This window comes from Tsukamurella paurometabola DSM 20162, assembly GCF_000092225.1.
GTDB classification, from domain to species: Bacteria; Actinomycetota; Actinomycetes; order Mycobacteriales; family Mycobacteriaceae; genus Tsukamurella; species Tsukamurella paurometabola.
On sequence record NC_014158.1, the window covers coordinates 2,438,439 to 2,464,192 of the forward strand.

28 protein-coding genes and 1 tRNA gene are annotated in these 25,754 nt (G+C 68.4%); 12 read left to right on the top strand and 17 right to left on the bottom strand.

Annotated features, from left to right (window positions below):
* Positions 1–32: 32 nt before the first annotated feature.
* From TPAU_RS11725 to fdhD, 3 genes are all read right to left on the bottom strand, one after another.
* The gene (locus tag TPAU_RS11725; protein WP_049825832.1) at positions 33–1,484 is read right to left on the bottom strand and encodes a M28 family peptidase; all 1,452 of its coding nucleotides are present in this window, start codon (positions 1,482–1,484) and stop codon (positions 33–35) included.
* A gap of 278 nt (positions 1,485–1,762) precedes the next feature.
* The gene (locus TPAU_RS11730) at positions 1,763–4,108 is read right to left on the bottom strand and encodes an FdhF/YdeP family oxidoreductase (RefSeq protein ID WP_013126973.1); all 2,346 of its coding nucleotides are present in this window, start codon (positions 4,106–4,108) and stop codon (positions 1,763–1,765) included.
* A 41-nt stretch (positions 4,109–4,149) separates the two neighbouring features.
* Positions 4,150–5,004, bottom strand: coding sequence for a formate dehydrogenase accessory sulfurtransferase FdhD (fdhD, locus tag TPAU_RS11735; RefSeq protein ID WP_013126974.1), 855 nt, complete (start codon positions 5,002–5,004; stop codon positions 4,150–4,152).
* Positions 5,005–5,136: 132 nt separating this feature from the next.
* On the opposite strand from fdhD, the gene TPAU_RS11740 reads away from it, so the two are divergent.
* A complete protein-coding gene (locus tag TPAU_RS11740; protein ID WP_013126975.1) occupies positions 5,137–6,333 on the top strand; it encodes a molybdopterin molybdotransferase MoeA in 1,197 nt (398 codons plus the stop codon).
* Positions 6,330–6,890, top strand: coding sequence for a molybdenum cofactor guanylyltransferase (mobA, locus tag TPAU_RS11745; protein WP_013126976.1), 561 nt, complete (start codon positions 6,330–6,332; stop codon positions 6,888–6,890). Before TPAU_RS11740 ends, mobA begins: the two co-directional genes overlap by 4 nt.
* Here mobA and TPAU_RS11750 read toward each other — a convergent pair.
* Positions 6,887–7,723 carry an alpha/beta fold hydrolase gene (locus TPAU_RS11750; protein WP_041944997.1) on the bottom strand — a complete coding sequence of 279 codons (837 nt, stop codon included), beginning with the start codon at positions 7,721–7,723 and terminating at the stop codon, positions 6,887–6,889. The genes mobA and TPAU_RS11750 overlap by 4 nt on opposite strands.
* A gap of 52 nt (positions 7,724–7,775) precedes the next feature.
* On the opposite strand from TPAU_RS11750, the gene TPAU_RS11755 reads away from it, so the two are divergent.
* Positions 7,776–8,339 (top strand): maleylpyruvate isomerase N-terminal domain-containing protein, encoded by a 564-nt coding sequence (locus TPAU_RS11755; protein WP_013126978.1) that lies wholly within the window; start codon positions 7,776–7,778, stop codon positions 8,337–8,339.
* A 201-nt stretch (positions 8,340–8,540) separates the two neighbouring features.
* Positions 8,541–8,726: a hypothetical protein gene (locus tag TPAU_RS11760; protein WP_013126979.1), complete on the top strand. Its 186-nt coding sequence runs from the start codon at positions 8,541–8,543 to the stop codon at positions 8,724–8,726.
* Between the two features lie 58 nt (positions 8,727–8,784).
* Here TPAU_RS11760 and TPAU_RS11765 read toward each other — a convergent pair whose 3' ends face one another.
* From TPAU_RS11765 to TPAU_RS11775, 3 genes are all read right to left on the bottom strand, one after another.
* Complete coding sequence (locus TPAU_RS11765; protein ID WP_115329622.1) at positions 8,785–9,234, bottom strand: nitroreductase/quinone reductase family protein; 450 nt, start codon at positions 9,232–9,234, stop codon at positions 8,785–8,787.
* The gene (locus TPAU_RS11770; protein WP_013126981.1) at positions 9,234–9,968 is read right to left on the bottom strand and encodes an NAD(P)H-dependent oxidoreductase; all 735 of its coding nucleotides are present in this window, start codon (positions 9,966–9,968) and stop codon (positions 9,234–9,236) included. Before TPAU_RS11770 ends, TPAU_RS11765 begins: the two co-directional genes overlap by 1 nt.
* 116 nt (positions 9,969–10,084) lie before the next feature.
* The gene (locus tag TPAU_RS11775) at positions 10,085–10,639 is read right to left on the bottom strand and encodes a TetR/AcrR family transcriptional regulator (RefSeq protein ID WP_013126982.1); all 555 of its coding nucleotides are present in this window, start codon (positions 10,637–10,639) and stop codon (positions 10,085–10,087) included.
* 105 nt (positions 10,640–10,744) lie between these two features.
* Between TPAU_RS11775 and TPAU_RS11780 the strand changes: the two genes are divergently transcribed.
* The gene (locus TPAU_RS11780) at positions 10,745–11,521 is read left to right on the top strand and encodes an SDR family oxidoreductase (protein WP_013126983.1); all 777 of its coding nucleotides are present in this window, start codon (positions 10,745–10,747) and stop codon (positions 11,519–11,521) included.
* Positions 11,514–11,912, top strand: a complete 399-nt coding sequence (locus TPAU_RS11785; RefSeq protein ID WP_013126984.1) for a GlcG/HbpS family heme-binding protein — start codon at positions 11,514–11,516, stop codon at positions 11,910–11,912. Before TPAU_RS11780 ends, TPAU_RS11785 begins: the two co-directional genes overlap by 8 nt.
* Here the strand turns inward: TPAU_RS11785 and TPAU_RS11790 are convergent.
* On the bottom strand, positions 11,909–12,565 hold the full coding sequence (locus tag TPAU_RS11790; protein WP_013126985.1) for a TetR/AcrR family transcriptional regulator C-terminal domain-containing protein: 657 nt from the start codon (positions 12,563–12,565) through the stop codon (positions 11,909–11,911). The genes TPAU_RS11785 and TPAU_RS11790 overlap by 4 nt on opposite strands.
* 65 nt (positions 12,566–12,630) lie before the next feature.
* Here TPAU_RS11790 and TPAU_RS11795 point away from each other — a divergent pair, with 65 nt between their 5' ends.
* The 3 genes from TPAU_RS11795 to TPAU_RS11805 are packed head-to-tail and all read left to right on the top strand — an operon-like array spanning position 12,631 to position 14,753.
* Positions 12,631–13,338 carry an NAD(P)-dependent oxidoreductase gene (locus TPAU_RS11795; RefSeq protein ID WP_245537787.1) on the top strand — a complete coding sequence of 236 codons (708 nt, stop codon included), beginning with the start codon at positions 12,631–12,633 and terminating at the stop codon, positions 13,336–13,338.
* On the top strand, positions 13,335–13,913 hold the full coding sequence (locus TPAU_RS21920; protein WP_013126987.1) for a GNAT family N-acetyltransferase: 579 nt from the start codon (positions 13,335–13,337) through the stop codon (positions 13,911–13,913). Before TPAU_RS11795 ends, TPAU_RS21920 begins: the two co-directional genes overlap by 4 nt.
* A gap of 48 nt (positions 13,914–13,961) precedes the next feature.
* A complete protein-coding gene (locus TPAU_RS11805; protein WP_160160265.1) occupies positions 13,962–14,753 on the top strand; it encodes a DUF998 domain-containing protein in 792 nt (263 codons plus the stop codon).
* A gap of 2 nt (positions 14,754–14,755) precedes the next feature.
* Here TPAU_RS11805 and TPAU_RS11810 read toward each other — a convergent pair.
* Positions 14,756–14,829, bottom strand: a tRNA-Pro gene (locus TPAU_RS11810).
* A 285-nt stretch (positions 14,830–15,114) separates the two neighbouring features.
* Here TPAU_RS11810 and TPAU_RS11815 point away from each other — a divergent pair.
* Positions 15,115–15,573 carry a hypothetical protein gene (locus TPAU_RS11815; protein WP_013126989.1) on the top strand — a complete coding sequence of 153 codons (459 nt, stop codon included), beginning with the start codon at positions 15,115–15,117 and terminating at the stop codon, positions 15,571–15,573.
* Between the two features lie 21 nt (positions 15,574–15,594).
* Here the strand turns inward: TPAU_RS11815 and TPAU_RS11820 are convergent, their stop codons facing one another.
* The 4 genes from TPAU_RS11820 to TPAU_RS11835 all read right to left on the bottom strand — a co-directional run bounded on the left by TPAU_RS11820 (position 15,595) and on the right by TPAU_RS11835 (position 19,116).
* Positions 15,595–16,329, bottom strand: coding sequence for a tyrosine-protein phosphatase (locus TPAU_RS11820; RefSeq protein WP_013126990.1), 735 nt, complete (start codon positions 16,327–16,329; stop codon positions 15,595–15,597).
* Positions 16,330–16,350: 21 nt separating this feature from the next.
* Positions 16,351–17,148, bottom strand: coding sequence for a DUF1684 domain-containing protein (locus TPAU_RS11825; RefSeq protein ID WP_013126991.1), 798 nt, complete (start codon positions 17,146–17,148; stop codon positions 16,351–16,353).
* Positions 17,099–17,662, bottom strand: a complete 564-nt coding sequence (locus TPAU_RS11830) for a hypothetical protein (protein ID WP_147291090.1) — start codon at positions 17,660–17,662, stop codon at positions 17,099–17,101. Before TPAU_RS11830 ends, TPAU_RS11825 begins: the two co-directional genes overlap by 50 nt.
* A 77-nt stretch (positions 17,663–17,739) precedes the next feature.
* Positions 17,740–19,116, bottom strand: coding sequence for a DUF2252 domain-containing protein (locus TPAU_RS11835; protein ID WP_013126993.1), 1,377 nt, complete (start codon positions 19,114–19,116; stop codon positions 17,740–17,742).
* A 161-nt stretch (positions 19,117–19,277) separates the two neighbouring features.
* On the opposite strand from TPAU_RS11835, the gene TPAU_RS11840 reads away from it, so the two are divergent.
* Positions 19,278–20,054 (top strand): siderophore-interacting protein, encoded by a 777-nt coding sequence (locus TPAU_RS11840; RefSeq protein WP_013126994.1) that lies wholly within the window; start codon positions 19,278–19,280, stop codon positions 20,052–20,054.
* Between the two features lie 114 nt (positions 20,055–20,168).
* The gene (locus TPAU_RS11845) at positions 20,169–21,314 is read left to right on the top strand and encodes an MlaD family protein (RefSeq protein ID WP_013126995.1); all 1,146 of its coding nucleotides are present in this window, start codon (positions 20,169–20,171) and stop codon (positions 21,312–21,314) included.
* A 6-nt stretch (positions 21,315–21,320) separates the two neighbouring features.
* Here the strand turns inward: TPAU_RS11845 and TPAU_RS11850 are convergent, their stop codons facing one another.
* Genes TPAU_RS11850 through TPAU_RS11865 form a run of 4 tightly spaced genes read right to left on the bottom strand, consistent with a single transcriptional unit; the run spans position 21,321 to position 25,738 of the window.
* Positions 21,321–22,658 (bottom strand): MFS transporter, encoded by a 1,338-nt coding sequence (locus tag TPAU_RS11850; RefSeq protein WP_013126996.1) that lies wholly within the window; start codon positions 22,656–22,658, stop codon positions 21,321–21,323.
* Positions 22,645–24,093, bottom strand: coding sequence for a ribosome biogenesis GTPase Der (der, locus tag TPAU_RS11855; protein WP_013126997.1), 1,449 nt, complete (start codon positions 24,091–24,093; stop codon positions 22,645–22,647). The genes TPAU_RS11850 and der overlap by 14 nt, the downstream gene beginning before the upstream one ends.
* Positions 24,090–24,767 carry a (d)CMP kinase gene (gene cmk / locus TPAU_RS11860; RefSeq protein ID WP_041944400.1) on the bottom strand — a complete coding sequence of 226 codons (678 nt, stop codon included), beginning with the start codon at positions 24,765–24,767 and terminating at the stop codon, positions 24,090–24,092. The genes der and cmk overlap by 4 nt, the downstream gene beginning before the upstream one ends.
* Before the next feature lie 11 nt (positions 24,768–24,778).
* Positions 24,779–25,738: a pseudouridine synthase gene (locus TPAU_RS11865; RefSeq protein ID WP_013126999.1), complete on the bottom strand. Its 960-nt coding sequence runs from the start codon at positions 25,736–25,738 to the stop codon at positions 24,779–24,781.
* Positions 25,739–25,754: the final 16 nt, after the last annotated feature.

Here is a 25,754-nt window from a genome sequence, read left to right on the forward strand (position 1 = left end):
TCGGTTCGACCAGCTCCGAGCGTACCGGTGGGTTACAGCGCGGCGAAGTACCCCGTGGCCCACGCGACGGCACCGACCGCGGAACGGTAGATATCCATGTTCACGTTGTCGATGGTGTCCTTGGCGCTGTGGTAGTTCGGGTCGTAGGTGACTCCGGCGTCACCACCCCACTTCTGCGCCTCCTCGGGCGTCTTCTTCCCGTCCGCGCCCGTGTCCACGCCGCCCGACGGGATGCCCTGGGCGATGAACGGCCCGTAGTCCGATCGCCCGTCGAAGGCGCTCGACGAGACCGGCACGTTCTTGCCCTGGAAGTACCGCTGGAACACCTGCTCGATCACGCCGGAGCCGTCGGGCCCCACGGTGCTGCCCTCGAGCTTCGACGAGCCGTCGCCGTCGTAGGCGAACAGGACGCCGTTGGGCGAACCGAGCATGTCGAAGTTGAGGTAGCGGGCGATCTTGGTCCGCTCGCTCTCGGGCAGGTCCGCGACGTACTTCTCCGAGCCCAGCAGGCCCTCCTCCTCGGCGCCCCAGAAGGCGAAGCGCACCTTGTTCTTGACGTCGGCGTCGGCGCCGAGCTTCACGGCGGTCTCCAGCACCGCTGCGGAGCCGGTGCCGTTGTCGTTGATACCGGGGCCGTCGGTCACGCTGTCGAGATGCGCCCCCACCATCTGCACGGCGTCGGCGTTGCCCTTCTTGGTCTCGGCGATCACGTTCCAGGTATCGGCCTTGACGGTCTTGGCGTCGACCGTCAACTGCACCTGTGCGCCGTCGACCAGGCCCGCCGCGTCGACCTTGGAGACACCAACCACGGGGATGCCGGCACCGTCGTCGAGGCCCAACGTGCCGCCCTTGAAGTCTCCGTCCTGGTTGTTGATCACGATCAGCGCGGCGGCCCCCTTCGCGAAGACCTTCTTGTACTTCTCTCCGAAGGTGCAGTTGCCGCGCTGCACCACCGCGACCGAGCCGGGCGTCACCTTGCTGACATCGGCGTCGGCACAGCCCTGGTTGCCGGTGGCCACCACCTTGGCGGTGAGGTCGCCGTCCGTGGCACCCGAGCCACTCAGCGCGGAGACCTTCAGCGGCGCGTCTCCCAGGCTGGCCTCCTGCTTCGAGACGGTCCACGAGCTGGCCTGGAAGGTCTGTCGCTTGGTGTCGTAGCCGGCCGCGCGGAGCGCGTTCTCGATGTACTCGACGCTCTGCTGGTAGCCGGGGCTGCCGAGGGCGCGGTTGCCGCCGTTGCGGTTCGCGATGTCCTGGAAGGCTCGCAGGTGTGCCACGGCACCGTCGAGTTGGGCGGCGTCGGAGAGGCTGCGCGCCTTGGCGGTGGCGGCCGGATCGTCGGCGCCGCCGGGCGGGGCCGGTCGCTTCGGGGTCTCGGACGCGCTCGACGGTGCTCCCGCGGACGACGACGAGGGTGTCGCCTGATCCGTGGACGAACCGCACGCGGCGAGGCCGACGCCCGCCACCGCGATCAGCGAGACCATTCGGACTGAGGTCGAGATGTTTAGCCTTTGCACCATGGCAGCCATTAGATACAACTGAGCCATGATCCGCCCGGCGAACACGCACATCGATCAGGTCGAGGTCGAATGGTCGGCACCGGCGGGCACCGTCGATTACGCCACGTACCCGCGTGCCCACCAGCTCGGTTCCGCTGCGGCGGTGTCGATCGAGGCCACCGCCGACCCGCACTTCGGCGGCGATCCGGCGCTCTGGACCCCGGCGCAGGTGGACGGTTCACGGAGATCGTCACGGCCTGAGGTCAGCTGGCGCTGCGCTCCACGTGCACCTGCACGTTCTTCATCAGCGGCTGGTCGCTCTGGGTGCTGAAGTCGGCGATCCCGATGAGCGCGTTCATCTCGGGCATGTAGCCCGCGGCACTGCCCCGCGGCAGGTCGTAGCGCAGCGCCCGGAACTTCCGGACCGTCCGCACGCTGCCGTCGCGCGAGGTGGCCGTGATGTCGACGAAATCGCCCTCGGACAGCCCGCGCTCGGCCATATCCTCCTCGTTGAGGAAGATCAGCTCCCGCAGGTTCTTGATCCCGCGGTAGCGGTCGTTCGCCGAGTAGATGGTGGTGTTCCACTGGTCGTGACTGCGCATGGTCTGGAGCACCAGCGTCTGTGAGTCGGCGGGGATCACGTTGGGCAGCGGTGCAAGTGAGAACTCCGCCTTCCCCGAGGGGGTGTGGAACTCACGCTGCCGAGCAGGCTGCGGGATGCGGAATCCGCCGGGCTGCTTGATCAGCTGGTTCATGCCCTCGAAGCCGGGCAACACCTTCGCCATGACATCGCGGATGCGGTCGTAGTCCTCGACGTACCACGCCCACGGAGTCCGGCTGTCCGGCAGAGTCGCGGCGGCGATGCCGGCGATGATCGCAGGCTCGGACCGCAGCTCGGGCGAGGCGGGACGGCGTTTGCCGGTGGAGATGTGCACCATGCTCATGGCGTCTTCGACGGTCTGGCCCTGTAGTCCCGCGGTTTGCACGTCCTTCTCGGTGCGGCCGAGGCAGGGCAGGATGACGGCCTTACGGCCGTGCACCAGGTGGCTGCGGTTGAGCTTGGTGGAGACCTGCACGGTGAGCTCGCACTGGCGCAGGCCCGCCGCGGTGTACGCGGTGTCGGGCGCGGCCATGACGAAGTTGCCGCCCATGCCCACGAACACCTTGACGGAGCCGTCGTGCATGCCCTCGATAGTGGTCACGGTGTCGAGACCGTGCTTACGGGGCGAGGTGATACCGCAGACCGCGTCGAGCTTGTCGGTCCACGGCGGCGGGCGGTGGTCGATGCCGCAGGTGCGGTTGCCCTGGACATTGCTGTGGCCGCGCACGGGCGAGGGGCCGGCGCCGGGGCGGCCGATGTTGCCGCGCAGCAGAAGCAGGTTCATGATCTCGCGGGCCGTGTCGACACCGTGTTCGTGCTGAGTGACGCCCAGGCACCAGGCGATGATGCTGCGACCGGCGTCGAGGTAGACCTGGCCGACCGCTCGGATCTGTGCTTCCGACAGTCCCGCCTGCTCGGCGAGTTCGGGCCACGGAGTGCCGGTCACAAGCTCGCGATAGGCCTCGTAGTCGGCGGTGTGATCATTGATGAAGGCACCGTCGATCACCGAGGGATCGGTCTCGGCGGCCTCGAAGACCACCTTGGCCATGCCGCGCATCAGGGCGAGATCGCCCCCGGGTCGGACCTGCAGGTTCATATCGGAGACGGAGGTCGACTTGAACAGCGCCATGTCGACCATCTCGTGGGGCACGATCGTCTTGGTGGCGCCGGCTTCGACCAGCGGATTGATGTGCACCACCTGGGCTCCGCGGCGGGTGGCGTCGGCGAGAGCGGTGAGCATGCGGGGTGCGTTCGAAGCGGCGTTGACGCCCATGACGAACAGGGCGTCGGCCTCCTCCCAGTCATCCAGGTCGCAGGTCCCCTTACCGGTGCCGATCGATGCCTGCAATGCGCGCCCCGAGGCCTCGTGGCACATGTTCGAGCAGTCCGGAAGATTGTTGGTGCCGTATTCACGCGCCAGCAGCTGATACAGGAACGTCGCCTCGTTGCTGAGCCGCCCGGAGGTGTAGAAGGCCGCCTCATCGGGGCTGGCGAGGCCGCGCAGCTCCTCCCCCACCAGCGCGAAAGCGGCGTCCCAGGAGATCGGCACGTACTTGTCGGAGGCGGCGTCGTAGACCATGGGCTCGGTGAGCCGGCCCTGGTCCTCGAGGTCGAAGTCGGTCCAGTCGGCGAGCTCGGTCACGGTGTGGGCGGCGAAGAATTCGCGCCCCACTCGCTTCGGGGTCATTTCCCAGGTGACGTGCTTGACGCCGTTCTCGCAGAAGTCCAGCGTGAGCTTCTTGTCATCGGGCCACGCGCACCCGGGGCAGTCGTAGCCGCCCGGGTGGTTCATCACGAACATCGAGTGGGTGCCGCGGATCAACTCGCGCTGCTTGAAAAGGATCGTCCCCACCGACTTCGCGGCTCCCCAGGAGGCCGCCGCGTGGTGGTACGGACTCGACGACCAGGCACCGTCGGTGATCGGACCGTAGCCCCCCTGCCGGGGAACGTCGGGCATCAGGCCCGGCACCCGGATGCTCGTCTCCTTGGGGTCGTTGTCGATCGCCATGTTGTCGGCTCCTTCGTGCTGGGCTGGGGGCGGAAGCGGGTTCACCGTGCCGCGGCCGGGGCATGGACCGCGATGCGTTCGGGGCGGGTGTAGACGTTCATGGTCTCGCCGCGCAGGAAGCCGACCACGGTGAGGCCGGCCCGGTCCGCGAGCTCGACGGCCAGCGACGACGGCGCGGACACCGCTGCGAGGACCGGGATTCCGGCCATGACGGCCTTCTGGACGAGCTCGAAACTGGCGCGACCGGACACCTGGAGCACAGTGCCGCGCAGCGGCAGGCGGTCGTTCAGGACGGCCCAGCCGACCACCTTGTCGACGGCGTTGTGCCGGCCTACATCCTCACGCAGGACGAGGAGTTCGCCGGTTGCGGCGTCGAACAGCGCGGCGGCGTGCAACCCACCGGTCTTGTCGAAGACCGCCTGCCGCGCGCGCAAACGAGCGGGGAAGTCGGCCAGGTCGGTGGCGTCGATCACCACCTGGTCGCCCGCCACGTCGTAACTGGAGACGGTCTCCACCGCGTCGATGCTGGCCTTACCGCACATGCCACAGGAACTGGTGGTGTAGAAGTTGCGCGTCACACCGATCGATGGCGCGGCGACGCCGGGCGCGAGAGCCACGTCGAGGACGTTGTACTGGTTGAGTTCTCCCCCGGTGCCCGGGCCGCCGCAGTGGATCGCCGACGCGAACTGCTCGCCACGACTGATCACCGATTCGGAGACCAGGAAGCCCGCGGCGAGTTCCACGTCGTGACCGGGAGTGCGCATGCTGACCGCGAGCGGTGAGCCGGCGACACGGATCTCGAGGGGCTCCTCGACCGCGAGCGTGTCCACCCGACGGTCCGCGCCGGAGCCGACGACGATCTTCGTCACCGCCCTGCGCGTCGTGATCCGGCCCATGCCGTCGACGCTACTCCGGCCCGCTGCCGGATTTCGATGCGACGGCCGGGTTGACTCGCGGATCACATCGCGGCGTCCCGCCCGATACGCTGCCCGCACCACACGTACGAGGGTTTCGGAGGCGAATCGAAGGTGATCACGGTCGATCAGCACCGGAACCGGATTCTGGCCGCGGCGCTGCCGCTGCCCCCGGTCGACACGGCGCTCGCCGAGGCCGACGGCCTGGTCCTGGCGCAGGACGTGGTGGGCCGCTGGCCGGTTCCGCTGTTCGACAACTCCGCGATGGATGGGTATGCGGTGCGCGCGGCGGATGCCGCCGTGGGCGCCCGGCTGCGCGTGGTGGCCGATGTGCCCGCAGGAGGCTCCGCCGATCCGCGGTTCGGTCCCGGCGAGGCGGTGCGAATCATGACGGGAGCGCCGGTGCCCACCGATGCCGATGCGATCGTGCCGCTGGAGGCGACGGACCTCGGAGTCACCCCGGGCGCAGCCGCACCCGGCGCGATCGTGGTCCGCGCCGCACCGCTCGCCGGGGCGCATGTGCGGCGCCGCGGGGAGGACGCACCGGCAGGGGCGGTGACTGTGGCCACGGGCGCCGTGCTGGGCCCGTGGCAGTTGTCCGCGATCGCGTCATCGGGGCACGAGCGCGTCCTCGCGCACCCGCGCCCGCGGGTCGCGGTGATCGCGACGGGCTCGGAACTGGTGGCACCGTCGGGCGTCCCGGCGCGTGGGCAGATCCCCGATTCGAACTCCTTCCTGCTGGTGGCCGCGCTTCGTGACGCCGGAGCCGAGGTGGTGACGGTGCGCACGGTCGCCGACGATGCCGCCGCGCTCACCGCGACGCTCGCCGAGGTGCGCGCGGATGCCGTCGTGCTGACGGGAGGCGCCAGCGTCGGGGCCTTCGACGTGGTGCGCTCCGTGCTGGGTGCGTCGGGTGGCGTGCGGTTCGAGTCGGTAGCCGTGCAGCCCGGGAAGCCACAGGGTTTCGGGACGGCGCCGGATGGGACGCTGCTGTTCTGTCTGCCCGGGAATCCGGTCGCGGTCGCGGTGTCCTTCGAGATGTTCGTCCGGCCCGCGGTGCGCGCACTGGCCGGCCACCGGGAGGTGCAGCGCCCCACCGTGATCCGGCGTGCCGCCGCGGGATGGCACTCTCCCGCCCAGCGCGATCAGGTGCTGCCCGTGGTGGTCGGCCCGGAAACGGTGCGGCCCGCTCCCGGCGGCAGCGGATCACACCTGGTCGCCTCGCTCGCGTCCGCCAACGGCCTGGCGCTGGTCCCGGCGGGGGTCGACCGCGTCGCGGAGGGCGATCCGGTCGCGGTGCTGGTGCTGTGAGCGTCGCTCTGGTACTCGGCGGAGGCCGGGCGAGCCGCCTCGACGGCGCCGACAAGGCGTCGGTGAAGATCGATGGCGTCGCGCTCGTCGACCGCGTCTACGCGGCGCTGCGGGGTCACGCCGTGATCGCCGTCGGGCCGCCGTCACTGGCCCGGCCGGGCATCACCGTGGTGCGCGAAGCGCCCCCGTTCGGCGGGCCGGTCGCCGCCCTCGCCGCGGGGCTCGCGGTGACCCCGGAGGGAGGCGACGAGGTGCTGGTGCTGGCGTGCGATCTTCCGCGAGCCGCGGGCATCGTCCAACGATTGTCCGCCGCTTCGTTCCCCGACGCCATCGACGCACTCGTGCTCCGCGATGCGGGCGGTCGGATGCAGTGGCTCGCCGGCCGGTACCGCCTGCCCGCCCTGCGGCGGGCGGTGGCGGCGCTACCGCGGGTCGACGGTGCCGCGATGCGCGCGGTGACCGATCAGCTGCGCCTGGAGGCTGTGGCGGACCACGGTGACGCCGTCGACCTGGACACCTGGGCCGACGTCGAACGTTTCCGGGCGGACGGCCGCTAGCGGGTGGCCTCGAGCTGTTCGACGATCATGCCGGTGATCGCTTCGGGTACCTGTTCGGGAGCCCAATGGGTCACGTCCTCGAGCATCTCGAAGCGGTAGGGACCGGTACAGAATCGCTGCGTCGCGAAGGCGACCGTGGACCGGAAGGCCGCGTCATCCGTCGGCCAGATGTACAGGGTCGGCACCGTGACCGATCCGATCGCCGTCGCCGGCCGACCGGAGCGGTACCAGTTCAGGGCGGCCGTGAGCGCGCCCGGCTCCCGCAATCGCTGGATGTAGTCGTCGACGGTGCCGCGGGGCACGGCACCGTCGAACATCAGGCGCAGGGCGCGGCCTTCGTCGGCGAGCATCGCGTTCTCGGTGGCGGGAGTCTCGCGCCACCGGAGCATGTACTGCGAACTGGCGCGCTGCTCCTCGTCGGTACGGAGCGATTCGGCGAGGGCGGCGGGGTGCGGTGTGGAGACCACCGTCAGCGAACGCAGCCGATCGGGGTGCTCATCAGCGGTCCACCACGCGACGGCACCGCCCCAGTCGTGCCCGACGAGATCGAAAGTAGGCCAGCCGAGCGCATCGGCGACGGCGATCACATCGCCGACGAGGGCCGTCATCGCGTACTCGGCCGGTCGCTCGGGACGCACGCCCGGCGAGTAGCCGCGCTGGTCGGGTGCCACGGCGCGGAAGCCGCGGTCGCCGAGCGCCTCCAGCTGATACTCCCACTCGACGGCCGCCTCGGGGAATCCGTGCAGGAACAGAACGGGACGGCCGTCCGTGGGGCCCGCGGCGAGCGCATCGAACGTGCCCGCGGGGGTCCGGATGCTGAGGTACTCGGTCACGACATCGAGGCTAGGCGAGACGTCTGTCACCGGGCCGTGCGACAGTGTCGCCATGACTGATCTCACCGCACTGGATCCCGCCGCCCGGCACCGCGCCGTCGCCGCCACCTTCGCCGAGGTCTCCCGCTCGATCTCCGACTGGGATGCACCGACCCCGGTGCCCGAGTGGCGGGCCCGCGATGTGGTCTCCCACCTGGTGGAGTGGTTGCCGGGGTTCCTGGAGTCGGTCGGCGTGGAACTGATCGGCGCGCCGGCGAACGCCGTGGCACCCGCAGAGGCCTTCGGCCTGCTCACCGCGGCGGTGCAGGGGCTGCTGGATGCGCCGGACGCCGACCGGATCGTATCCACGCAGATGATGGGAGAGCTGCCGCTCAATCAGCTCGTCGACCGCTTCTACACCGCCGATGTGTTCATGCACACCTGGGATCTGGCCCGCTCCAACGCAATCACGCCCGATCTCGATGAGACCTTCGCCAGGGGCCTGCACACCGGCCTGGAATCGATGGGTGAGATGCTGCAGCAGTCGGGCCAGTTCGGCGCGCCGATCGAACCGCCCGCCGATTCCGACGAGGTGGTCTCGCTCATGGCGTTCATCGGCCGCGATCCCGCGTTCTGACCCGGCACGGATACGCCTCGCCGCGCCACGGCCTGCCCGCTCGGCGATCAGTTCCTGCCTCATGGCCTTCGAGGCGTACGGCAGGAGTTGAACATCACATGAAGAAGCACTGCAATCGCAATCGGAGGACCCGCGAGCCGGGTACTGTCTCCCGCGGCGGGGGAAGACCCTCGCCGCACTCGAGAACAGGGAGGACAGCGCATGTCTTTCGCCGATGACGCGAAGAACAAGGCCAACGAGCTCAAGGACAAGGCCAAGGAGGCCGGCGCCAAGCTCGGGCAGGACGCTGCGAACGCGCGCGATGCCGCCTCGGAGGCCGCTGACAAGGCCAAGAACAGCATTCAGGACGGCGTGAACTCGGCCAAGGACAAGCTGTCCGGTAACTGATTCATCCCTACGCTGCGGCCGGATCGTTCGTCGATCCGGCCGCAGTGTCGTCTGCGGGTCAGCGCGGAGTGCAGATCACCACCGGGATGTCGCGGTCGGTGCGCTTCTGGTACCCGTCGTAGCCGCTGTAGGTCTTGACGATCTGCGGCCACAGTGCGGCCTTCTCCTCGGGGGTGGCCGGGCGCGCGGTCCAGGGCGTGGTCACATCGTCGACGGTGATCTCGACATCCGGGTTCGCCGTGAGGTTCTTGTACCAGTCGGGATGATCGGAGTGGCCGCCCTTGGAGGCGACCACCACGACGCGGTCCTTCGAGTACAGCGGCGCAGTGAGCATGGTGTTGCGGCGCTGGCCCGACGTGCGGCCGATGGTGTGGAGTTCGAGCGTCTGCATGCCGAGGAGGCGCTTCGGGAAACGGCCTCCGGTGAGCGCGAGCAGGGCGCGGTGCCCGTTCTCAAGGCCCCAGGCCCCGATCTCCGCCACCGTGTCTGAGAGAGTCATGGGCCCCATCATGCCCGGGGCACGGGACCGGCGCGATGTGCACGGCCGCCGGACTCCCCCGCCGCGATGTGCGCATGCAGGGCGATCGAGTGGTCGTAATGCTCGTCGGTCATCGGCAGGTACGCAATCGGCTCCTCGGTGGTGACGGTGCGCAGTCGTCGCCGAAGCCCCTCGGTCATGACGCGCACCATATTGTCGGTCGCACCGTGCACGCCGGTGAGAACGTGTGGCGTGAGCGCGTCCATACCGGTGTAGAAGAAGGTGCCGTGGAGCAGTGTCCAGAAGATGTCCTCGATGTCGCCGCTGATGCCGCGGGGCGAGATCGATGCCTGCCGGTCGCCGGCGGTCACGACGGCGAGGGCTCGCCTGCCGGCGAGCCCGCCGTCGCCGTACTTGCGTGCACGCCCGGTGTCGGGATCGACGACGTCGTAAGCGAATCCGCGTTCGAAGGTCCTGTCGATCCAGCCCTTGAGAATGGCCGGCATGCCGTACCACCACAGCGGGAACTGCAGAACGAGCAGGTCGGCGGCGAGCAGGCGCTGCTGGTATGCGCGAACGTCCTCGCCGCCCCCGTCGATCAGCACCGGATCGAATCGCTCGGCGTACAGGTCGGCGACGTCCACGGTCCACCCGTCCTCGCGCAGCGACGCGACACCCGCGTCGCGAAGCGCAGCATTGAGGGATTCCTGCCGTGGGTGCGCGAACACCCAGAGTGCGCGCCTCTCACCGTGTGACTGATCCATACCTGGAGCAACCCGGTCGACAGTGCGGCGATTCCGGACGTGACCGGTACGAGCTGCCGACATCGCGAATCCGCTCGCGAGAGTTGCGGATCAACGAATGCCCGAGCGGTCCGGTCTCACTCCTCACCGAAGGCGCGCACCACGGCGCCGACCGCATCGGAGAGCATCGCGCGTCGCGCATCGACGGACGGGCTTCGGTGGGCCTGCAAGCCGACGAGGGCGGGCGACGCGGACGCCCAGGCGGTCACGAGCCCGAGCACCAGGGTGAGCACGTCGGCGGAGCGATCAGCGTATCGGGAATCCAAGGCGTCTGTCTTCGCTCGGTAGGTCGCGATCTCGGCGGCTGTGGCGCCGGGACGCTCCAGATTGGCCCAGGTGGTCAGTCGCAGCGTGTCCGGATGCTCATGCACGTAGTCGAACAATCGCACGGCATAGTCGGCGAGATCCCCGGAGTCGAAGGGCACCGCCTCTGCCATCGCGGCGAGCGCTGAGCTCACCACCAGGTCGAAGAGGTGCTCCTTGGGCCCGAAATGCATGTAGATCGAACGCTTATTGGCCTGCGCCTGATCGGCGATCCGATCGATCCGCGCCCCGGCCAGGCCGAACTCGGCGAACTCCTGCCGAGCGGCGGCGAGAATCCGCCGCTTCGTCTCCGTCGCGTCGGGTGGCACCTGACGGAGAGTACCGAAGACTTTTGTAACTAACCAGTTATTGACAAACGGCGCGATCGACTGCACGCTCGAAGAGCACGCACCCCGACGAACGAAAGCGAATCCATGCCGAAGAAGATCCTCATCACCGGAGCCAGTTCTGGTTTCGGCCGTGGCGCTGCGATCGAGCTCGCACGCGCTGGCCACACCGTGGTCGCTGCCGCCGAGACGTGGCCCCAGGTGCGAAGCCTGCGCGCGGACGCCGCGACTGCGGGCGTCGACCTCGAGGTGATCAAGCTCAATCTGCTCGACGACATCGACATCGCCCACGCGGCGAAATACGACCCTGATGTGCTGGTGCTCAACGCCGGCGTGATGGAGGGCGGCTCGATGGTCGACATCCCGCTCGATCGGGTACGCGAGTCGTTCGAGATCAACGTCTTCGGCCACCTCGCGCTGGTACAAGCGATCGTGCCGAAGATGGTGGCGCGCAAGTCCGGCAAGGTCGTCTGGACATCCTCAATGGGCGGCATCCTGGTGGTTCCGTTCTTGGGTGCGTACTGCGCCACCAAGCACGCCATCGAGGCGATAGCCGGGTCGATGAAGGCCGAGCTGGCCACACACGGAGTACAGGTGGCCACCGTGAACCCCGGCGTCTTCGGTACCGGGTTCAACGACACCGGCGCCGAGAGCTACGTGCAGTGGTACGACGCCGACACCGCCGTGGTCCCGATGCCGGACTTCGGTGACAGCCTCGCGGATCAGGCCGATCCGCAGGAGATGATCGATGCGATGGTCGAGATCATCCCGGCCGACGAACACCTGTACCGCACCATGCGGCCGCGCGCCACGATCGATGCCGCGAAGCAGTGGCAGGAAACGGAGTGGACCCAGAATGCCTGAGCTGACACTGGAATACGCGAACCACCTGATCGCTACGGGGATCAGTGCCGCGGAAGCCGAGGGCATGAAGGCGGTGTTCGCGATCGTCGACACGGGCGCGAACCTGGTCGCCTTCGCTCGGATGGACGATGCATGGCTGGCTTCCAACGAGCTGGCCATCGCGAAGGCGCGCACCTCAGTGATATTCCAGGCGCCCACCGCCGCTTTGGCAGCACCAATCGAGATCGGCAAGCCCGCACTGCATTTCGATCACGTCCACTCCCCCGGCCTGCTGCTCGTGGGCGGCGGTGTACCGCTCCTAGACACCGACGGCACGCTCATCGGCGGACTCGGAGCCTCGGGCGGCTCACCGGACCAGGACGACGCTCTCGCCCGCGCGGCATCGTCCTAGCCTGCGCCGGGTTCGAGCCCCGCGACGATCAGGTCGAGGCCGAACGTGAACTCCGCATCGAAGCCGGGATCGTCGAACCCGGTGCGCGCATGGTCGGACGCAACCTCGACGAGGTAGGGATAGTCGGCGGCGGAGATGGCGGACACCGCCTCCTCCGCCGCGTCCCGGAGGGACCGGTCATCACCGACCGGCAGACTCCGCTCGGTGAGCACACTGCCGTAGACGTAGCCGTCCAGGACAGCCACCGCACGCACCGCTTCACGGACCCCGAATCCGGCTCGCCGCAACAACCCCAGGGCCGTGTCGTGATGCCGCAGCGTGGCGGGCCCCGGGTTCTGTCGAGAGTCCATCAGTCCGATCGCCCAGGGATGGCGACGCAGCGCGTCGCGCGTGGACCCGGCTAAGGCACGCAATCCGGAGCGCCACTGGTCGCCCTCCACAGGGAGGCCGATCTCACCGAAGACAGCGTCGATCATGCCGTCGAGCAGGTCCGCACGGTTGGCCACGTGGTTGTACAGCGACATCGCCTCCACTCCCAGCGAGCCGGCGACCGCCCGCATCGTGACGGCGGCCAGACCGGACGCATCGGCCAGCGCGACCCCGGCCGCCACGACCCGATCACGCGTCAACGGGACCCGCTGTCGCTCCGTCACTTCCGCCCTCCTCTTGCTTGTACTTACACGGTAAGTCTACTCTACTTACATTGTAAGCCTTAGAGATGGGAGCAATCATGGTTACCAACGGCATCCGCAGGGTCTGCGTGGTCGGCGCCTCCGGCAAACTCGGCCGTTACCTGGTCGAGCACGCGCTCGACCGCGGGTATCAGGTGACAGGTGTGTGCCGGGAGCGAAGCGTCGACAAACTCGCCGATATCGCCGACCGAATCACGATCATTCCGGGCGACACCGACGATCGCACCGCGATCGCTGCGGCCGTCTCCGGTTGCGATGCAGTGCTCACCGTTCTGGCCCCCTGGGGTGTGCGCGGATATTCCTCCGGAACCGCGAGGGCGGTGCTGGATCTCGCGGAATCCGATGCCAGACTGATCTTTTCTTGCGGATGGCACGTCGCCCGCGACAAGCGCGATCGGTACCCGCGGACAACCCGACTCGCCCAGGCCGCCGTCACCCGTGTGCTGCGCGCCATCCGGGTGATGGACATCGATGATCAGGTCGCGGCAGCGCACGCGATCTTCGCCAGCAACCGCCGCTGGACCCTCGCGCGAGGCAGCACTCTCGAGGAGGGGCCGAGCGAGGGATTACCCGTGTGGGCCGAGAGCGTCGGCGATCCACTCTTAGCGATGAATCGCACCCGCCGGATCGACTACGCGCTGTTCATGATCGAGGCACTCGACGATGACGCCCTCATCGGCCGGGCCCCGGCGATCGTGAGCCGCCGCGCGCTGACTGCCGCGGTGGTCCCGTGACCACGCCGGTGGCGCGGCTCGCCCGGCCGGAGGAGCTCGATCATCTCGCCACCTTGTGCGCAGCGGCTTTCAGCGACGATGCGCTCACCGCCTGGACCCACCCGGACGCGGAGTCTCGTCCGGCGCTCGTCATGGCGATGTTCACCACCGCACTGTCTGCAGCGATCGAAGGGGGCTGCGCGATCGTGGCGGCGGAGGCGAACGACGTCGCGGTCGGAGCCTCGATATGGGTCGACGCACCGATGCCGGGAATGGGGGTGGCCCACGACACGCGGCTGCCCGAACGATTGCGCTCGATCCAGGCATCCACCGCCCTGGTGCGGCCGTCGGTACCGCACGTCTATCTGCCGTCGATGGCAGTCGACCGGCACCGGCGAGGGCACGGGATCGGCGCGATCATGCTCGCAGAGGGCAACCGCCGCGCAGCCGAGCGAAACCTCCCCGTCTACCTGGAGGCATCCTCGGTGGACAACCGCCGGTTCTACGCCCGCCACGGCTTCATCGATCTGGGCGCACCGATCGTTGCCGGTGATGGGGCTCCCCCGCTCTGGCCGATGTGGCGCGAATCCCAGTGAGGCGCCGCCGGGATGCGCTGCTGCGCATCGCCTGATACACAGTGTTTTGTGCCGTTAACGATCTCGCGCCTCCCGTCGCTACGACCGCATACGGAGGTCGGCCGTCGACGCACCGTGCTCGCGGGTGCCCTGCTCGCCGCGTCAGTGCTGTACTTCCTTGCCGAACTGGTGGTCGCGGCGCGCTGGCCGCAGCCGTATAGCTGGACCCAGAACATGATCAGCGATCTCGGTGTGCCCGAATGCCTCGGGGACATGAGCAGATTCGGCGATATGGCCGTGGCGGACCGGTACATCTGCTCGCCCTGGTACCCGCTGATGAACGCGGCGTTCGTCGTGGTCGGAGCTCTGGGTGTTGCGGCGGCGGTCGCGCTGCTCCCCCGGATACCTCGGCCTTGGGACCGGATAGTGCTCGTCCTCGCGACCGTGAATGGCATCGCCCTCGCCTGCGTGGGCTTGTTCCCAGGTAGCGCAGGGGAATTCCCTGGTGGCTCTCGGGTGCGCATCGTGGTACACCCGATCGCCGCCTACCTCGAGCACGTAACCGGCATGGCGCTGATGGCGATCGCCGTCATGTTGCTCCTGCGTCGTCGGCGCAGCCTCGCCGGAGTAACCGCTGTGCTCTTCGCGGTCTCGGGCCTCGCCGCCCTCGTGATCCTCTGGGGCAATCCGATCGGGCCGGGCGGCACGGAGCGCGCTGCGATCGATCCGTTCCTATGGTGGCGGGTGTTCGTCGGCGCCGCCCTCCTGCTGGTCGCCTTCCGGTACGACGGCACTCCCGGACGCGGACGAGAGGTGCGAGAAAAGCGATCGCGGGCCCTCCAGGAGGGCCCGCGATCGTGATGTCGGGCTGACAGGATTTGAACCTGCGACCACTTGACCCCCAGTCAAGTGCGCTACCAAGCTGCGCCACAGCCCGTGGCCCCGCTCGCGCGGTGCTGTACGAGACTACCCCACGACATCGGCGGTCGAGAAATCGCCTGGCCGCTCTGCCCGACCGCGCACAAGACCTGAGATCTCCCCGGCGGAAAGATCCTGTGGCTGACACCCGACGACGCCAGGCCCGCAAGCAATCCGTTCCCCCGGCTCACTGGTGTACAGCGACGGCCACCGGAGTGCGCAGCACCCCACGCGAGGGCGACGATCGGACGCTTCGAATCAACTGACCTGCACGAACAGCACCCATCACGCTACAGTTGACTGCATGAGGCGTGCGTTATTGGTGATCGGGGCGGCCGCGGCTGTCGTGGTCGCCGCGACGCCCGCCGACGCGGAACCGGCGATCGACGCCGACCGGTATCGCACCGACGGCGGCGACTATTCGTTTCAGTACCGCTACGAAGGGGCGAACCGGAACTGCACGATCAGCCCGGACCCCACCACGATCCGCTGCGCCATCGCACCGCCCGCCGGCACCCGGATCACGGTCGGCCGGCGCGTGGTGCGGCCCAATGTCATCGAAGTATCCGACAAGGGCTGGCGCTACCTGGAGGACCGCACTCCGCAGGAACGCTTCCGCGGCCTTCCCGACGGCGCCCGCCTGTCGGTACTCGGCGCCTCATGCACCGCATTGCGCGGCGGTGGACTCGAGTGCACCCTGGACCGGAACGGATTCAAACAAGCGTCCGGAGTGTTCTCGCCGCAGGGCAAGCGCGCACGCTAGCCCTGCCGCTGTTCTTCGGCATCACCCGACGAGCTTGCGGCGCAACCGCTCGGCGGTGCTCTCGTCCACGCCTAAGCCGTCGCGCACGTATCCCTCGACACCGCCGTAGCGGGTGTCGGCCTCCTCGAAGGCCGCCTGCAGCGCTTCGGGGAAGACGCCCGCCAGCACCCGTGCGGCCTCACCGACGTCGCGACCCCGGCCCTCGGCGGCCTTCGCCGCGATGGCGTCGATCGCGGCGGCCGAATACTCGTTGGTCAGGAGATAGTCGTCCATCACATCGTCGATCGACACGCCGACCAGGCGCTGTACCAGTGCGGCCGCCCATCCGGTGCGGTCCTTCCCCGCGCTGCAGTGGAAGACGTGTGCGCCATCGTGATCGGCGATGCTTCGCAGGAGAGCACCGAATTCTGCGCGGGCGTTCGCATCGCGCACGAACAGCCGGTTCACATCGATGAGGAGTTCGCGCGCGCCGGCGGCATCAGTGAGCGACGCAGGGTCGAGCGCGTCCAGCGACAGTTCATCACCGATCACATTGAACCGCAGGTACTCCGCTCCGGCGAGAACCACATCGGGCCGCGGGCTCACCTCCGCCGTGGTGCGCAGATCGAAGATCCGGGTGAGCCCGAGCCCACGCAACCGGACATCGTCGACCGACTCCGCATCGAGGGCATTCGACCGGTACAGGATTCCGCTCCGCATCCGGCCGCCGTTCGCCGCGTATCCCTCACGGCCTGCCACATCGCGGAAGTTGTACACCCAGCGAGCGTAGCGAATCGGTCAGGCGCGCTCGTACGGGATCTTCTCCCCCGCCGTGACCGCGAAGGGCAGTCGATTGCCCGCGGGCGGAAGCGGACAGGTCGCGAAGTCGATGAACGCGCACGGCAGGTTCACCGCCCGGTTGAAGTCGAGCAGTACGTCGCCACCGGCGGCCAGCACGGACGGTGCCGCCTCGACCGCCAAGCTTCGGTTCGCCGCGTACGTGGTCACTCCCGAGGTCTCGTCGGTGAACAACACCGACAGGCCGTCGACCTTGCCGTTGAAGGCGATCAGCCGCGTCCGCGTTCCGTCGTGGTCGACGATGATCTCGCCCGGTGAAACGTACACGTGCTCGAGACCCTCGGCGACAGCCCCCACGGTCACCTCACGCGGGGTGTCGTAGGGCTCGAACCGGGCCTGCAGCACCCAGTCCGGATCGGGCTCGTAGGCGGGCACACCGCGAAAGGCACGGACCGCCGGCGCGTGCGGATCGTGCACCCGGATGAGGTACCCGTCGCCGCGATGGGCGACCTCGATCTGCCGACCGCCGGCGCCGATCAGGTGCCCCGGGGCCGTGGCACCGCTCTCGAACCGCCTGCTCCCGTCCACATCGATATCCTCACCAGGAGCGGCGCTCACATACGCGGCGACGCCGTCGTGGTGCCAGGTGCCGGGGATCCCGTCGAACCGCTGCGGTTGCGTGCTGAGCCATTCGAGCCGGGCGATGGCGAGCCATCCCAACGGCGCCGCGAGCTCGCGTTCGCGGCGACTATGCCAGGCGTTCCAGGTGTCGGTGAACGCGCTCGTCGTGGCCGTCATGGTTCCTCCTCGGGTCGTCACTGGTCCAGTGGGTCCAACGCACCGCGCCGGCAGGTTCGTCGCATTCCGCGCACCACGAACGCAATGCGGGCGGAACGCTGTTCGTCTTCGGTGGGGTGAGAGCCAGGACGATCAGTGCGTCCAGCGGGACGTCGGCCGGAACCTCGACGCGCGCGGCCAGGCGCGCACCGTCGGTCCCGCGGATCAGCAGCTGACGCATTCGGGCGCCGGCCAGACGCACGCCGGGCCACGCGACATCGGCGAGGGTGTGGTGCGGCGGGATCGGTCCGTCGATGTTGCAGAGCACCACCGGACCCGAACGCACCATACGGCCCACACGGGTCACGAGCACACCGTCGGACGACGGTCCGCGACCCAGGAACCGGCCCGCCGGCTCCCCGGATATCAGCACCTCATCGCCATCCATGGCGGTGCCGTCGGGCCAGATCGTGGGATCGAAGGAGCGGGCAACCGCGGCCCGGGCGAGCGAGGGAAGTACCTCCATCAAAGTCACGTTTACCGGTCTACGCCCGGCTGCGACGCGACGAAAGACCCCTGGCCGTCAAGGTCGCGCTAATACTCGCCGGCGAGTCAGACGCCCTCCTCGGCGCACGGCAGCGTGCCCGCCTTGACCGCGGCCTGCGCTGCGGCGTAGTCCTTCTCGTTCTGGTCCGCATAGCCGGTCGCGAAGGCACCGATGGCCTCGTCGAACTCCGTACCCTTGCCCAGGTACTGGGTGGCCGTCAGTGCCGCGGGCGACTGCGAATGCGATCGGGCGAGCAGACTGGCGCAGGCCTGGCCGTAGCGCTCGAACTGGTCGAGGGTGAGCAGCTCGGTGGCCACCGAGCCCTTCATATCGCGGAATTGCCGCCAGTAGTAGTCGTGGCCGTTGATGGTCGGCGTGTACCCGAGGAACGGATCGGATTGCGCCTGCAACGTCTGCTGCCCCACGACCACTCGGAAGGCCTGTGCACCACTGGTCGGTACCCGCGGCGGCATCACCGACGGTCCGAGTTTGCCGAAGGTCTCCAGCACGGACTGCGACGCCTCCTTCACTTGGAGGAACAGCGTCTCGTGCCCGCCGCCGGGCAGATCCCGCCCCAATAGGACTATGAAACAGCGGGTACCCACACTTCCCACTCCGACCACACGCAGAGCCCAGTCGAGCACCGTGAACTGTGACAGCAACACGGCCACATCGGCGCGGACGGAATCGAGGTAACGAGCGAAGGCACCTTCGAATTCAGCGACCAGGTTGGGCGGTGCGGGCACCAGCGTCGGCGGCTGCGCAACGATCTGCGGCGCACCGTCCTCGCTCGTAGCGGTGATCTTCTCCACCATCCGGGCGGAGGTACGCTTGCGCGCCTTCTTCGCGGTCTGCTCGATCAGCTCCTTGAGTGTCTGATCGCCGCTCTCGTCCGCGGCCGCGCTCAGGGTGTCGACGTCGACGGAGACGAAGTACCGGTCGAGTGCGCCCTGCTGCATCAGCTCGGCGAGCCGCTGGCGGTACGCACCCACCGCCGTGACCACCGCCTCGACGCCCTGCTCATCGGTGTAGCTGTTGTCGCGGGCGGCGATCATGATGCTGGCGGCGAGGCGCTTGACGTCCCACTCCCACGGCGCGAAGGCCGCCTCATCGAAGTCGTTGACGTCGAACAGCAGTCGTCGCTCCGGCGAGGCGAAGAGGCCGAAGTTCGAGATGTGCGCGTCACCGCAACTCATCACGTGCGCACCGATGTTCGGCGTGCTCGACAGATCATGCGCCATGAGCGCCGCGCCTCCGCGATAGAACGAGAACGGCGAGTGCAGCATCCGGGAGACCCGCACGGGAACCAGATCCTGGAGCCGGGTTTCGTTCTGCTCACGGATGATCGCCACCGGATCGCGGTCGTCCACGGTGAAGGCCGCATGCGAGGAACGCGGAGCGTTCTTCCGGAGTTCTTTGCCGCTCGGCGATGTCGCTGTCATACCGGAAAATGCTAGACCCGCCGGTCCACCCAGCGCGGCCGGTTGGTGTCGCAAATTGTCTCGATCCCGACCAGGTCGGCAGCCGTCCCCGCCGAACAGGATAGGTAATCCTAACTTCCGTTCGGTAGCATGGTTCCAAGACCTAAGTCTGGAGTAGCGATATGACCGAAAACCCCACCCCCACAAAGCCCCGCCGCACGCGGCCGCAGTACCAACTCACCGTGGTCCGCACCGAGCGACTGAGTGAGCATCTCGTGCGCGTCGTCGCGGAGGGCGACGCTCTGGCCACCTTCGGCGACCCGGAACTGCCCGGCCTACCGAGCACCGACAGCTACGTGAAGCTGCTTTTCGGCGACGTCACCCGCACGTACACGGTCCGCAGTTTCGACCGCCCGGCTCGGCGTATCACGATCGATTTCGTGGTGCACGGCGACGAAGGCCTCGCGGGCCCCTGGGCACAGCGCGCGGAGCCGGGTGACAGCATCACCCTCATGGGCCCCGGCGGCTCGTACACGCCCGATCCCGATGCGGCCTGGCACCTCTTGGCCGGCGACCTCTCGGCGGTGCCCGCGATCGCCTCGGCACTCGAAGCCCTCCCTGCCGACGCCCACGGTCTCGCACTCATCGAGACCACCGACGGCGAACGGATCGAGCTGGCCGCACCGTCGGGTATCGAGGTCCGGTGGCTGACGAACCCGGACACGGCCGATACCGAATTCCTCTCCCGCGCCGTACGCACCGCGCGCTGGCCCGAGGATCGCGGCACCGCACACGTCTTCGCCCACGGCGAACGGGAGTCGATCAAGGCGATTCGGCGAGTGCTGCGCGAGCTCGGCCTTCCGCGGGAGCGTCTGTCGATCTCCGGATACTGGGCGCGCGGCCGCGCCGAGGACGCCTTCCAGGCCGAGAAGCGCGAGCCCATCGGGCAGATCGAGTAGCCCGACAGCGGGCCGCAGTGTCTGCCGTCACAGTTAACGCAGGTTGGTGATTGTCAACACAAAGCAGCCCGCGGGAGCACGTATTTCAGACAGTTGCGGATAATTTGTCTATCTGTGGACTTAGCACCGGTTCCGGGATTCGCCCCCAGCGCGAAGCAGCTGCGAACCCGCGGGATCGCGTTCGTCGTGGTGATCGCGGTGATCGCACTGGCGGTGTGGGCCTACAACGAATTCCGCCCGCGGGATCTGTTCTCGGTGACTCTGCGCACCCCCACGGTGGCCGCCGGGATCGTCGACGGTGCGAAGGTGCGGATCCAGGGCGTCGAGGTCGGCAACGTCTCCGCCATCTCCGGACTCGGCAACGGCCAGCAGGGCGTCACTCTCACTCTCGACGGCCCCGAGGGCCGCTCCCTGACCAATAACGTCGAGGTGGCATTCTCGGCCGGCAACCTCTTCGGCGTCTCGGAGGTCGTGCTGACGCCGCGCGATGGCGGTGGGCCGCTGCAGAACGGTGCGGTGATCGCGCCGACCAAGGCCATCACCGACAACACCGTGGCCAATATGATCGTGACCATCGGCGATGTGAACAACGACGCCCTGCGCCCGAACATGAGCCAGCTGCTGATGAACTTCGACGCGTCGTCGAAGGCGATGCTGCCGCTGTTCACCGCGCTCGGCAACGTGGCGCAGTCGGTCAAGGACACGCAGAAGCTGAGCACCGCCGAGACCTTCCCGGTGATCACCGAGACCCTGGCGGCGGCCGACTCGTCGGTGGCCGCCATGCTGCCGGGCTTCCAGATCCAGTCCACGCTGCCCCTGCTGCACAACGGCAACAGCAAGAAGATCAAGCCGATGCTCGACCAGGGCATCAACGATGAGCGCTCCGGCCTGCTCGCCGGATTGCAGGCGATTCTCACACCCGAAGCACTGAATGCACTCCGGACCCTGTCGCCGGTCGGCGTGAGCCTGATGAAACCGATCCTCAACGCCTTCCCCAACGGCAGCGCCGCGGGCGTGGGCATCCAGTTCGGGCAGCTCCTCGACAACGTGCGCAGGGCGATGCCCGACACGCCGAACGGTCCCGTCCTCAATGTGCGCTTGCAGGCCTACTTCCCGGCCATCAGCGCCGGGCTGCCGCCCGAGGCGGCGCCGACGCAACCGAAGCCCGCCACGCGCGCAGAGAAGGGATCCGGCGCGCGGACCGCCACAGCGTCACCGTCCGCCGCGCCGAGCGCCACGCCGGCACCCGCACCGCGCTGAGGCGCGTCAGGACGCCAGCGCGCGGTCCTGGGCCGGAGTGACCGGAAGCAGCATCAGTAGGCCCGCCGCGAGAACCAGCACGATCGCGGCGATGCCGGCACGCTCGCTGCCGAAGACCGCGACGAACGCGGTGAACAACGAGGGCGCGAGGAACGAGGCTGCGCGGCCGGTGGTCTGATACAACCCGAACATCTGCCCCTCGTGACCGGGCACCGCCATGCGGGCCAAGAGGCTCCGCGCCGACGACTGCGCCGGGCCCACGAACACCGTGAGCATCAGCCCGAAGATCCAGAACATCGTGGTTCCGGAGACGAACATCAGCACGACGCCGGCAACGATCATGCCCGCCAGCGACACCACGATCACCGCCTTCGGCCCCACTGCGTCATCGAAGCGGCCCGCGACCAGAGCACCGATCGCGGCGAACACATTGGCGGCCACACCGAACAGCAGCACCGTCGACGAGGACATGCCGTACACGCTCACCGCGAGCACCGCCCCGAAGGTGAACGTGGCGGTGAGCCCATCGCGGAACACGGCGCTGGCGATCAAGAAGTAGACGGCGTTGCGGTCCGATCGCCACAGGTGCACCACCGACGCGAACAACGACCGGTACGCGTCCACGATCCCCCGGCGCGCCGGGGCCGACGGATCGCGCGGGACCTCGGGAACCGCGAACAGCACCGGGAGCGCGAAGATCCCGAACCACAAGGCAGCGAACAGGGCCACCAGCCGGACGTTCAGACCGCCGTCGGTACTCAGTCCGAGGAACCCGCGGGTGTCGCCGTCGCCGGAGATGAAGCCGAGATAGCACACCAGCAGAATCACGATGCCACCGAAATAGCCCGATGCCCAGCCGATACCGGACACCCGGCCGATCGTCGCCGGCGTCGACACCTGCCGCAGCATCGCGTAGTAGGGCACGTTCGCCAACTCGAAGAAGACCGTACCGGTGGCCAACAACAACAGCCCGAGCCACAGGTACTGGTACTCGTCACGGACGAAGAAGCACGCCAGCATCGTCAGGAACAACAGGCCGCTCCATACCGCAAGCGAGAACCTGCGCCGACCGGCCTCGTCCGAGCGCTGCCCCAAGACCGGCGCGAGGATCGCCACCAGTATTCCGGCGACCGCCAGAGCTCCGGAGAGATAGGCGGTGGCCGGAATCGAACCCGGCAGATCCTTCCCGACCGAATCGGTCAAGTACACCGAGAACACGAACGTGACGATCACGACGTTGAACGCGGCACTCCCCCAGTCCCAGGAGCACCACGCCAGCAGGCGACTGCGCGGCGGCGCGACCTCCCCGCCGGCGTTCGACGGTGCCGCGCTACTTGCGGGCACGCTTCTCCCGCACGCGCACGTTCACGCGGACGGGTGAACCCTCGAATCCGAACTCCTCGCGCAGCTTCCGCTCCAGGAACCGGCGGTACCCGGCCTCCAGGAAGCCCGTGGTGAACAGCACGAAGGTGGGCGGCCTGGTTCCGGCCTGCGTGGCGAACAGCACCTTCGGCAGCTTCCCGCCCCGCAGCGGCGGCGGCGTCGCAGCCATGACATCACGCAGCCAGTTGTTGAGCCGGCCCGTCGGAATGCGCTTGTCCCACGACTCGAGCGCGGTGTCGATCGCCGGGACCAGCTTCTGCAATGCCCGGCCGGTCTGGGCGGAGATGTTCACCCGCTGCGCCCACGGCAACTGCACCAGTTCCCGGTCGATCTCCTTCTCGAGCTGATAGCGCCGGTCCTCATCGACCAGATCCCACTTGTTGTAGGCGATCACCAGTGCGCGACCGGATTCGACCACCATGGACAGCACGCGCAGATCCTGTTCGGTGATCGGCTGCGAAGCGTCGATCAGCACGATCGCCACCTCCGCCGCCTCAATGGCGCCCTTGGTGCGCAGCGACGCGTAGAACTCGTGGCCGCTGGCCTGGTTCACCTTCTTCCGCAGGCCTGCGGTGTCGATGAACTTCCACGTCTTTCCGCCCAGCTCGACGAGCGAGTCGACGGGATCGACGGTGGTGCCGGCCACGTTGTCGACCACGGACCGATTCTCACCGGTGAGCTTGTTGAGCAGGGAGCTCTTGCCCACGTTGGGTTTACCGACCAGCGCCACGCGGCGGGGGCCGAAGCCGCCGGTGCCCTCGCGCGGGGTCTCCGGGAGCTTCTCCAGGATCACATCGAGCAGATCGCCGGTGCCGCGACCGTGCGCGGCCGAAATGGTGTACGGCTCACCAAGACCCAGACTCCACAGCGCTGCGGCCTCCGATTCGACCCGCTGATCGTCGACCTTGTTGGCCGCCAGGATCACCGGCGTCTTCGATCGGCGCAGCACACGCGCGACGGCCTCATCGGTCGAGGTCGCGCCGACGGTGGCGTCCACGACCACCACCACGGCGTCGGCGGTACGCATCGCCACCTCGGCCTGCGCGGCCACCGACTGCTGCATGCCCTTCGCATCGGGCTCCCAACCGCCGGTGTCCTGCACCAGGAACCGTCGTCCGGCCCAGTCCGCTTCGTAACTGATCCGGTCGCGGGTCACACCCGGGATGTCCTCGACGACGGCCTCGCGGCGCCCCAGGATGCGGTTCACCAGGGTCGACTTACCCACGTTCGGCCGGCCGACGATGGCCACCGTCGGCAGTTTGGCGCTCGCCTCGGCGGCCTCCGCCTCCAGCTCGGAGAAGTCGGCCAGATCGCCGTCGCCGTAGCCCTCGAAATCGGACTCGTCCTCCCACACACCGTCCTCGGTGACGGGCGCGAATTCCAGTTCGTCGCTCATCGCACACTCTCTTCCAGTCGCGCAGTCAGATCCGCCACCGCGGCGACGGTCTCCTCGAGCGTCAGGTCCGAGGAGTCCACGATCACCGCATCGTCGGCGGGCCGCAGGGGCGAGACCTTCCGCGTCGAGTCCAGGCCGTCGCGGCGCTGCACGGACGCTAGGACCGCGTCGTAGTCGCTGGGGATTCCCAGCTCGATGTTCTGCTTATGCCGCCGCTGCGCCCGTGCCTCGGCGGAGGCGGTGAGGTACACCTTCAGTGGCGCGTCCGGGAAGACGACGGTGCCGATGTCCCGGCCCTCCACCACGATCGGCGTCTCATCGTCGGCGGCCACCGCGCGCTGATACTCGACCAGTTGCTCGCGCAGCGCCGGTACGGCCGAGACCGCGGACACCGCCGCGGTCACATCGTCCTCACGGATCCGCCGCGCCACGGACTCTCCGTCCAGTTCGACCTGCTCCGACAACGGATCACAGCTCATGGCGAGCGGCAGGTCTTCGGTCGCGGCGGCGATCGCGACGGGATCACCGAGGTCCACCTCGTGATCGAGAGCCCATACGGTGGCGGCCCGGTACATCGCGCCGGTGTCCAGGTATCGGGCGCCGAGGCTCTCCGCGAGGCGGCGGGCCACCGTCGACTTACCTGTGCCCGACGGGCCGTCCATCGCGATCACCATAATCGTGTCAGTCACATTCCCACCGCCTTGTACAGCGACTCGACCTCGTCGCGCCCGAGCACCCGCAGCGACCCCGGCCGCTGGTCGCCGAGGGCGACGGTGCCCACATGTGTGCGGACCAGCCGCTGCACCGGATGCCCGACCTCCGCCAGGAGACGGCGCACGATGTGCTTGCGGCCCTCGTGGAGGACCACCCGCACCGTCGACTTGCCCTCCGCCGCTTCGAGCACCGAGAACCGGTCCACCGTGACCGGGCCGTCCTCCAGCTCGACACCGTCGCGCAGTTTCTTGCCCAGGTTGCGGGGCACCTCTCCGGCGACCCATGCCAGGTAGGTCTTGGGAACCTCGTACGAGGGGTGCATCAGGCGGTGCGCCAGCTCGCCGTCGTTGGTGACCAGCAGCAGGCCCTCGGTGTCGGCGTCGAGCCGGCCCACATGGAACAGACGCTGACCGGCGGCGACGCGTTCGGCCACGATATCGCCCACACAGGGGCGGCCCATATCGTCGCTCATCGTCGAATGCCAGCCGCGCGGCTTGTTCAGTGCGAGGTGCACCAGGTTCTCGTTGACCACCACGCGCACGCCGTCGACCCGCACCACGGCGACCGACGGGTCGACCCGCAGTCCCTGTTCGGTGACGATTTCGCCGTCGACTTCGACGCGGCCGTCGGCGATCATCTCCTCCGCCACCCGGCGCGAGGCGACGCCGGCCTGGGCGAGGACCTTCTGCAGGCGGATCTTCTCGCCATCCGGCAGGGCGCTGCCGCCCGGATTCGACGGTGCGCGGTCGCCGGGATCTCGCACGGGAACATTCTGCGTGCGTGCGGGTTTCGCGTTCGATAGGCGCGGCGTGTTGTTCCGCGGAGGCGCCTCCGAGGGGCTGCGGCGCGGGCCCTGACGGGGCGCCGCCTTGCGTTTGTTGTTCGGGGTGGATCGGTCCGGTGTGCCATCACGGCGAGCGGGTCTGTTCATGATCCCTCCATCATCG

Coding starts and splice junctions, on each gene's coding strand:
- cmk (WP_041944400.1), bottom strand. CDS start 24,767: ATGGTGATCGCGATGGACGGCCCGTCGGGCACAGGTAAGTCGACGGTG.
- TPAU_RS11725 (WP_049825832.1), bottom strand. CDS start 1,484: ATGGTCTCGCTGATCGCGGTGGCGGGCGTCGGCCTCGCCGCGTGCGGT.
- TPAU_RS11815 (WP_013126989.1), top strand. CDS start 15,115: ATGAGGCGTGCGTTATTGGTGATCGGGGCGGCCGCGGCTGTCGTGGTC.
- TPAU_RS11765 (WP_115329622.1), bottom strand. CDS start 9,234: ATGGGGCCCATGACTCTCTCAGACACGGTGGCGGAGATCGGGGCCTGG.
- TPAU_RS11840 (WP_013126994.1), top strand. CDS start 19,278: ATGACCGAAAACCCCACCCCCACAAAGCCCCGCCGCACGCGGCCGCAG.
- TPAU_RS11755 (WP_013126978.1), top strand. CDS start 7,776: ATGACTGATCTCACCGCACTGGATCCCGCCGCCCGGCACCGCGCCGTC.
- TPAU_RS11795 (WP_245537787.1), top strand. CDS start 12,631: ATGGGAGCAATCATGGTTACCAACGGCATCCGCAGGGTCTGCGTGGTC.
- TPAU_RS11760 (WP_013126979.1), top strand. CDS start 8,541: ATGTCTTTCGCCGATGACGCGAAGAACAAGGCCAACGAGCTCAAGGAC.
- TPAU_RS11835 (WP_013126993.1), bottom strand. CDS start 19,116: ATGACAGCGACATCGCCGAGCGGCAAAGAACTCCGGAAGAACGCTCCG.
- TPAU_RS11780 (WP_013126983.1), top strand. CDS start 10,745: ATGCCGAAGAAGATCCTCATCACCGGAGCCAGTTCTGGTTTCGGCCGT.
- TPAU_RS11825 (WP_013126991.1), bottom strand. CDS start 17,148: ATGACGGCCACGACGAGCGCGTTCACCGACACCTGGAACGCCTGGCAT.
- TPAU_RS11865 (WP_013126999.1), bottom strand. CDS start 25,738: ATGAACAGACCCGCTCGCCGTGATGGCACACCGGACCGATCCACCCCG.
- der (WP_013126997.1), bottom strand. CDS start 24,093: ATGAGCGACGAACTGGAATTCGCGCCCGTCACCGAGGACGGTGTGTGG.
- TPAU_RS11785 (WP_013126984.1), top strand. CDS start 11,514: ATGCCTGAGCTGACACTGGAATACGCGAACCACCTGATCGCTACGGGG.
- fdhD (WP_013126974.1), bottom strand. CDS start 5,004: ATGGGCCGGATCACGACGCGCAGGGCGGTGACGAAGATCGTCGTCGGC.
- TPAU_RS11730 (WP_013126973.1), bottom strand. CDS start 4,108: ATGGCGATCGACAACGACCCCAAGGAGACGAGCATCCGGGTGCCGGGC.
- TPAU_RS11770 (WP_013126981.1), bottom strand. CDS start 9,968: ATGGATCAGTCACACGGTGAGAGGCGCGCACTCTGGGTGTTCGCGCAC.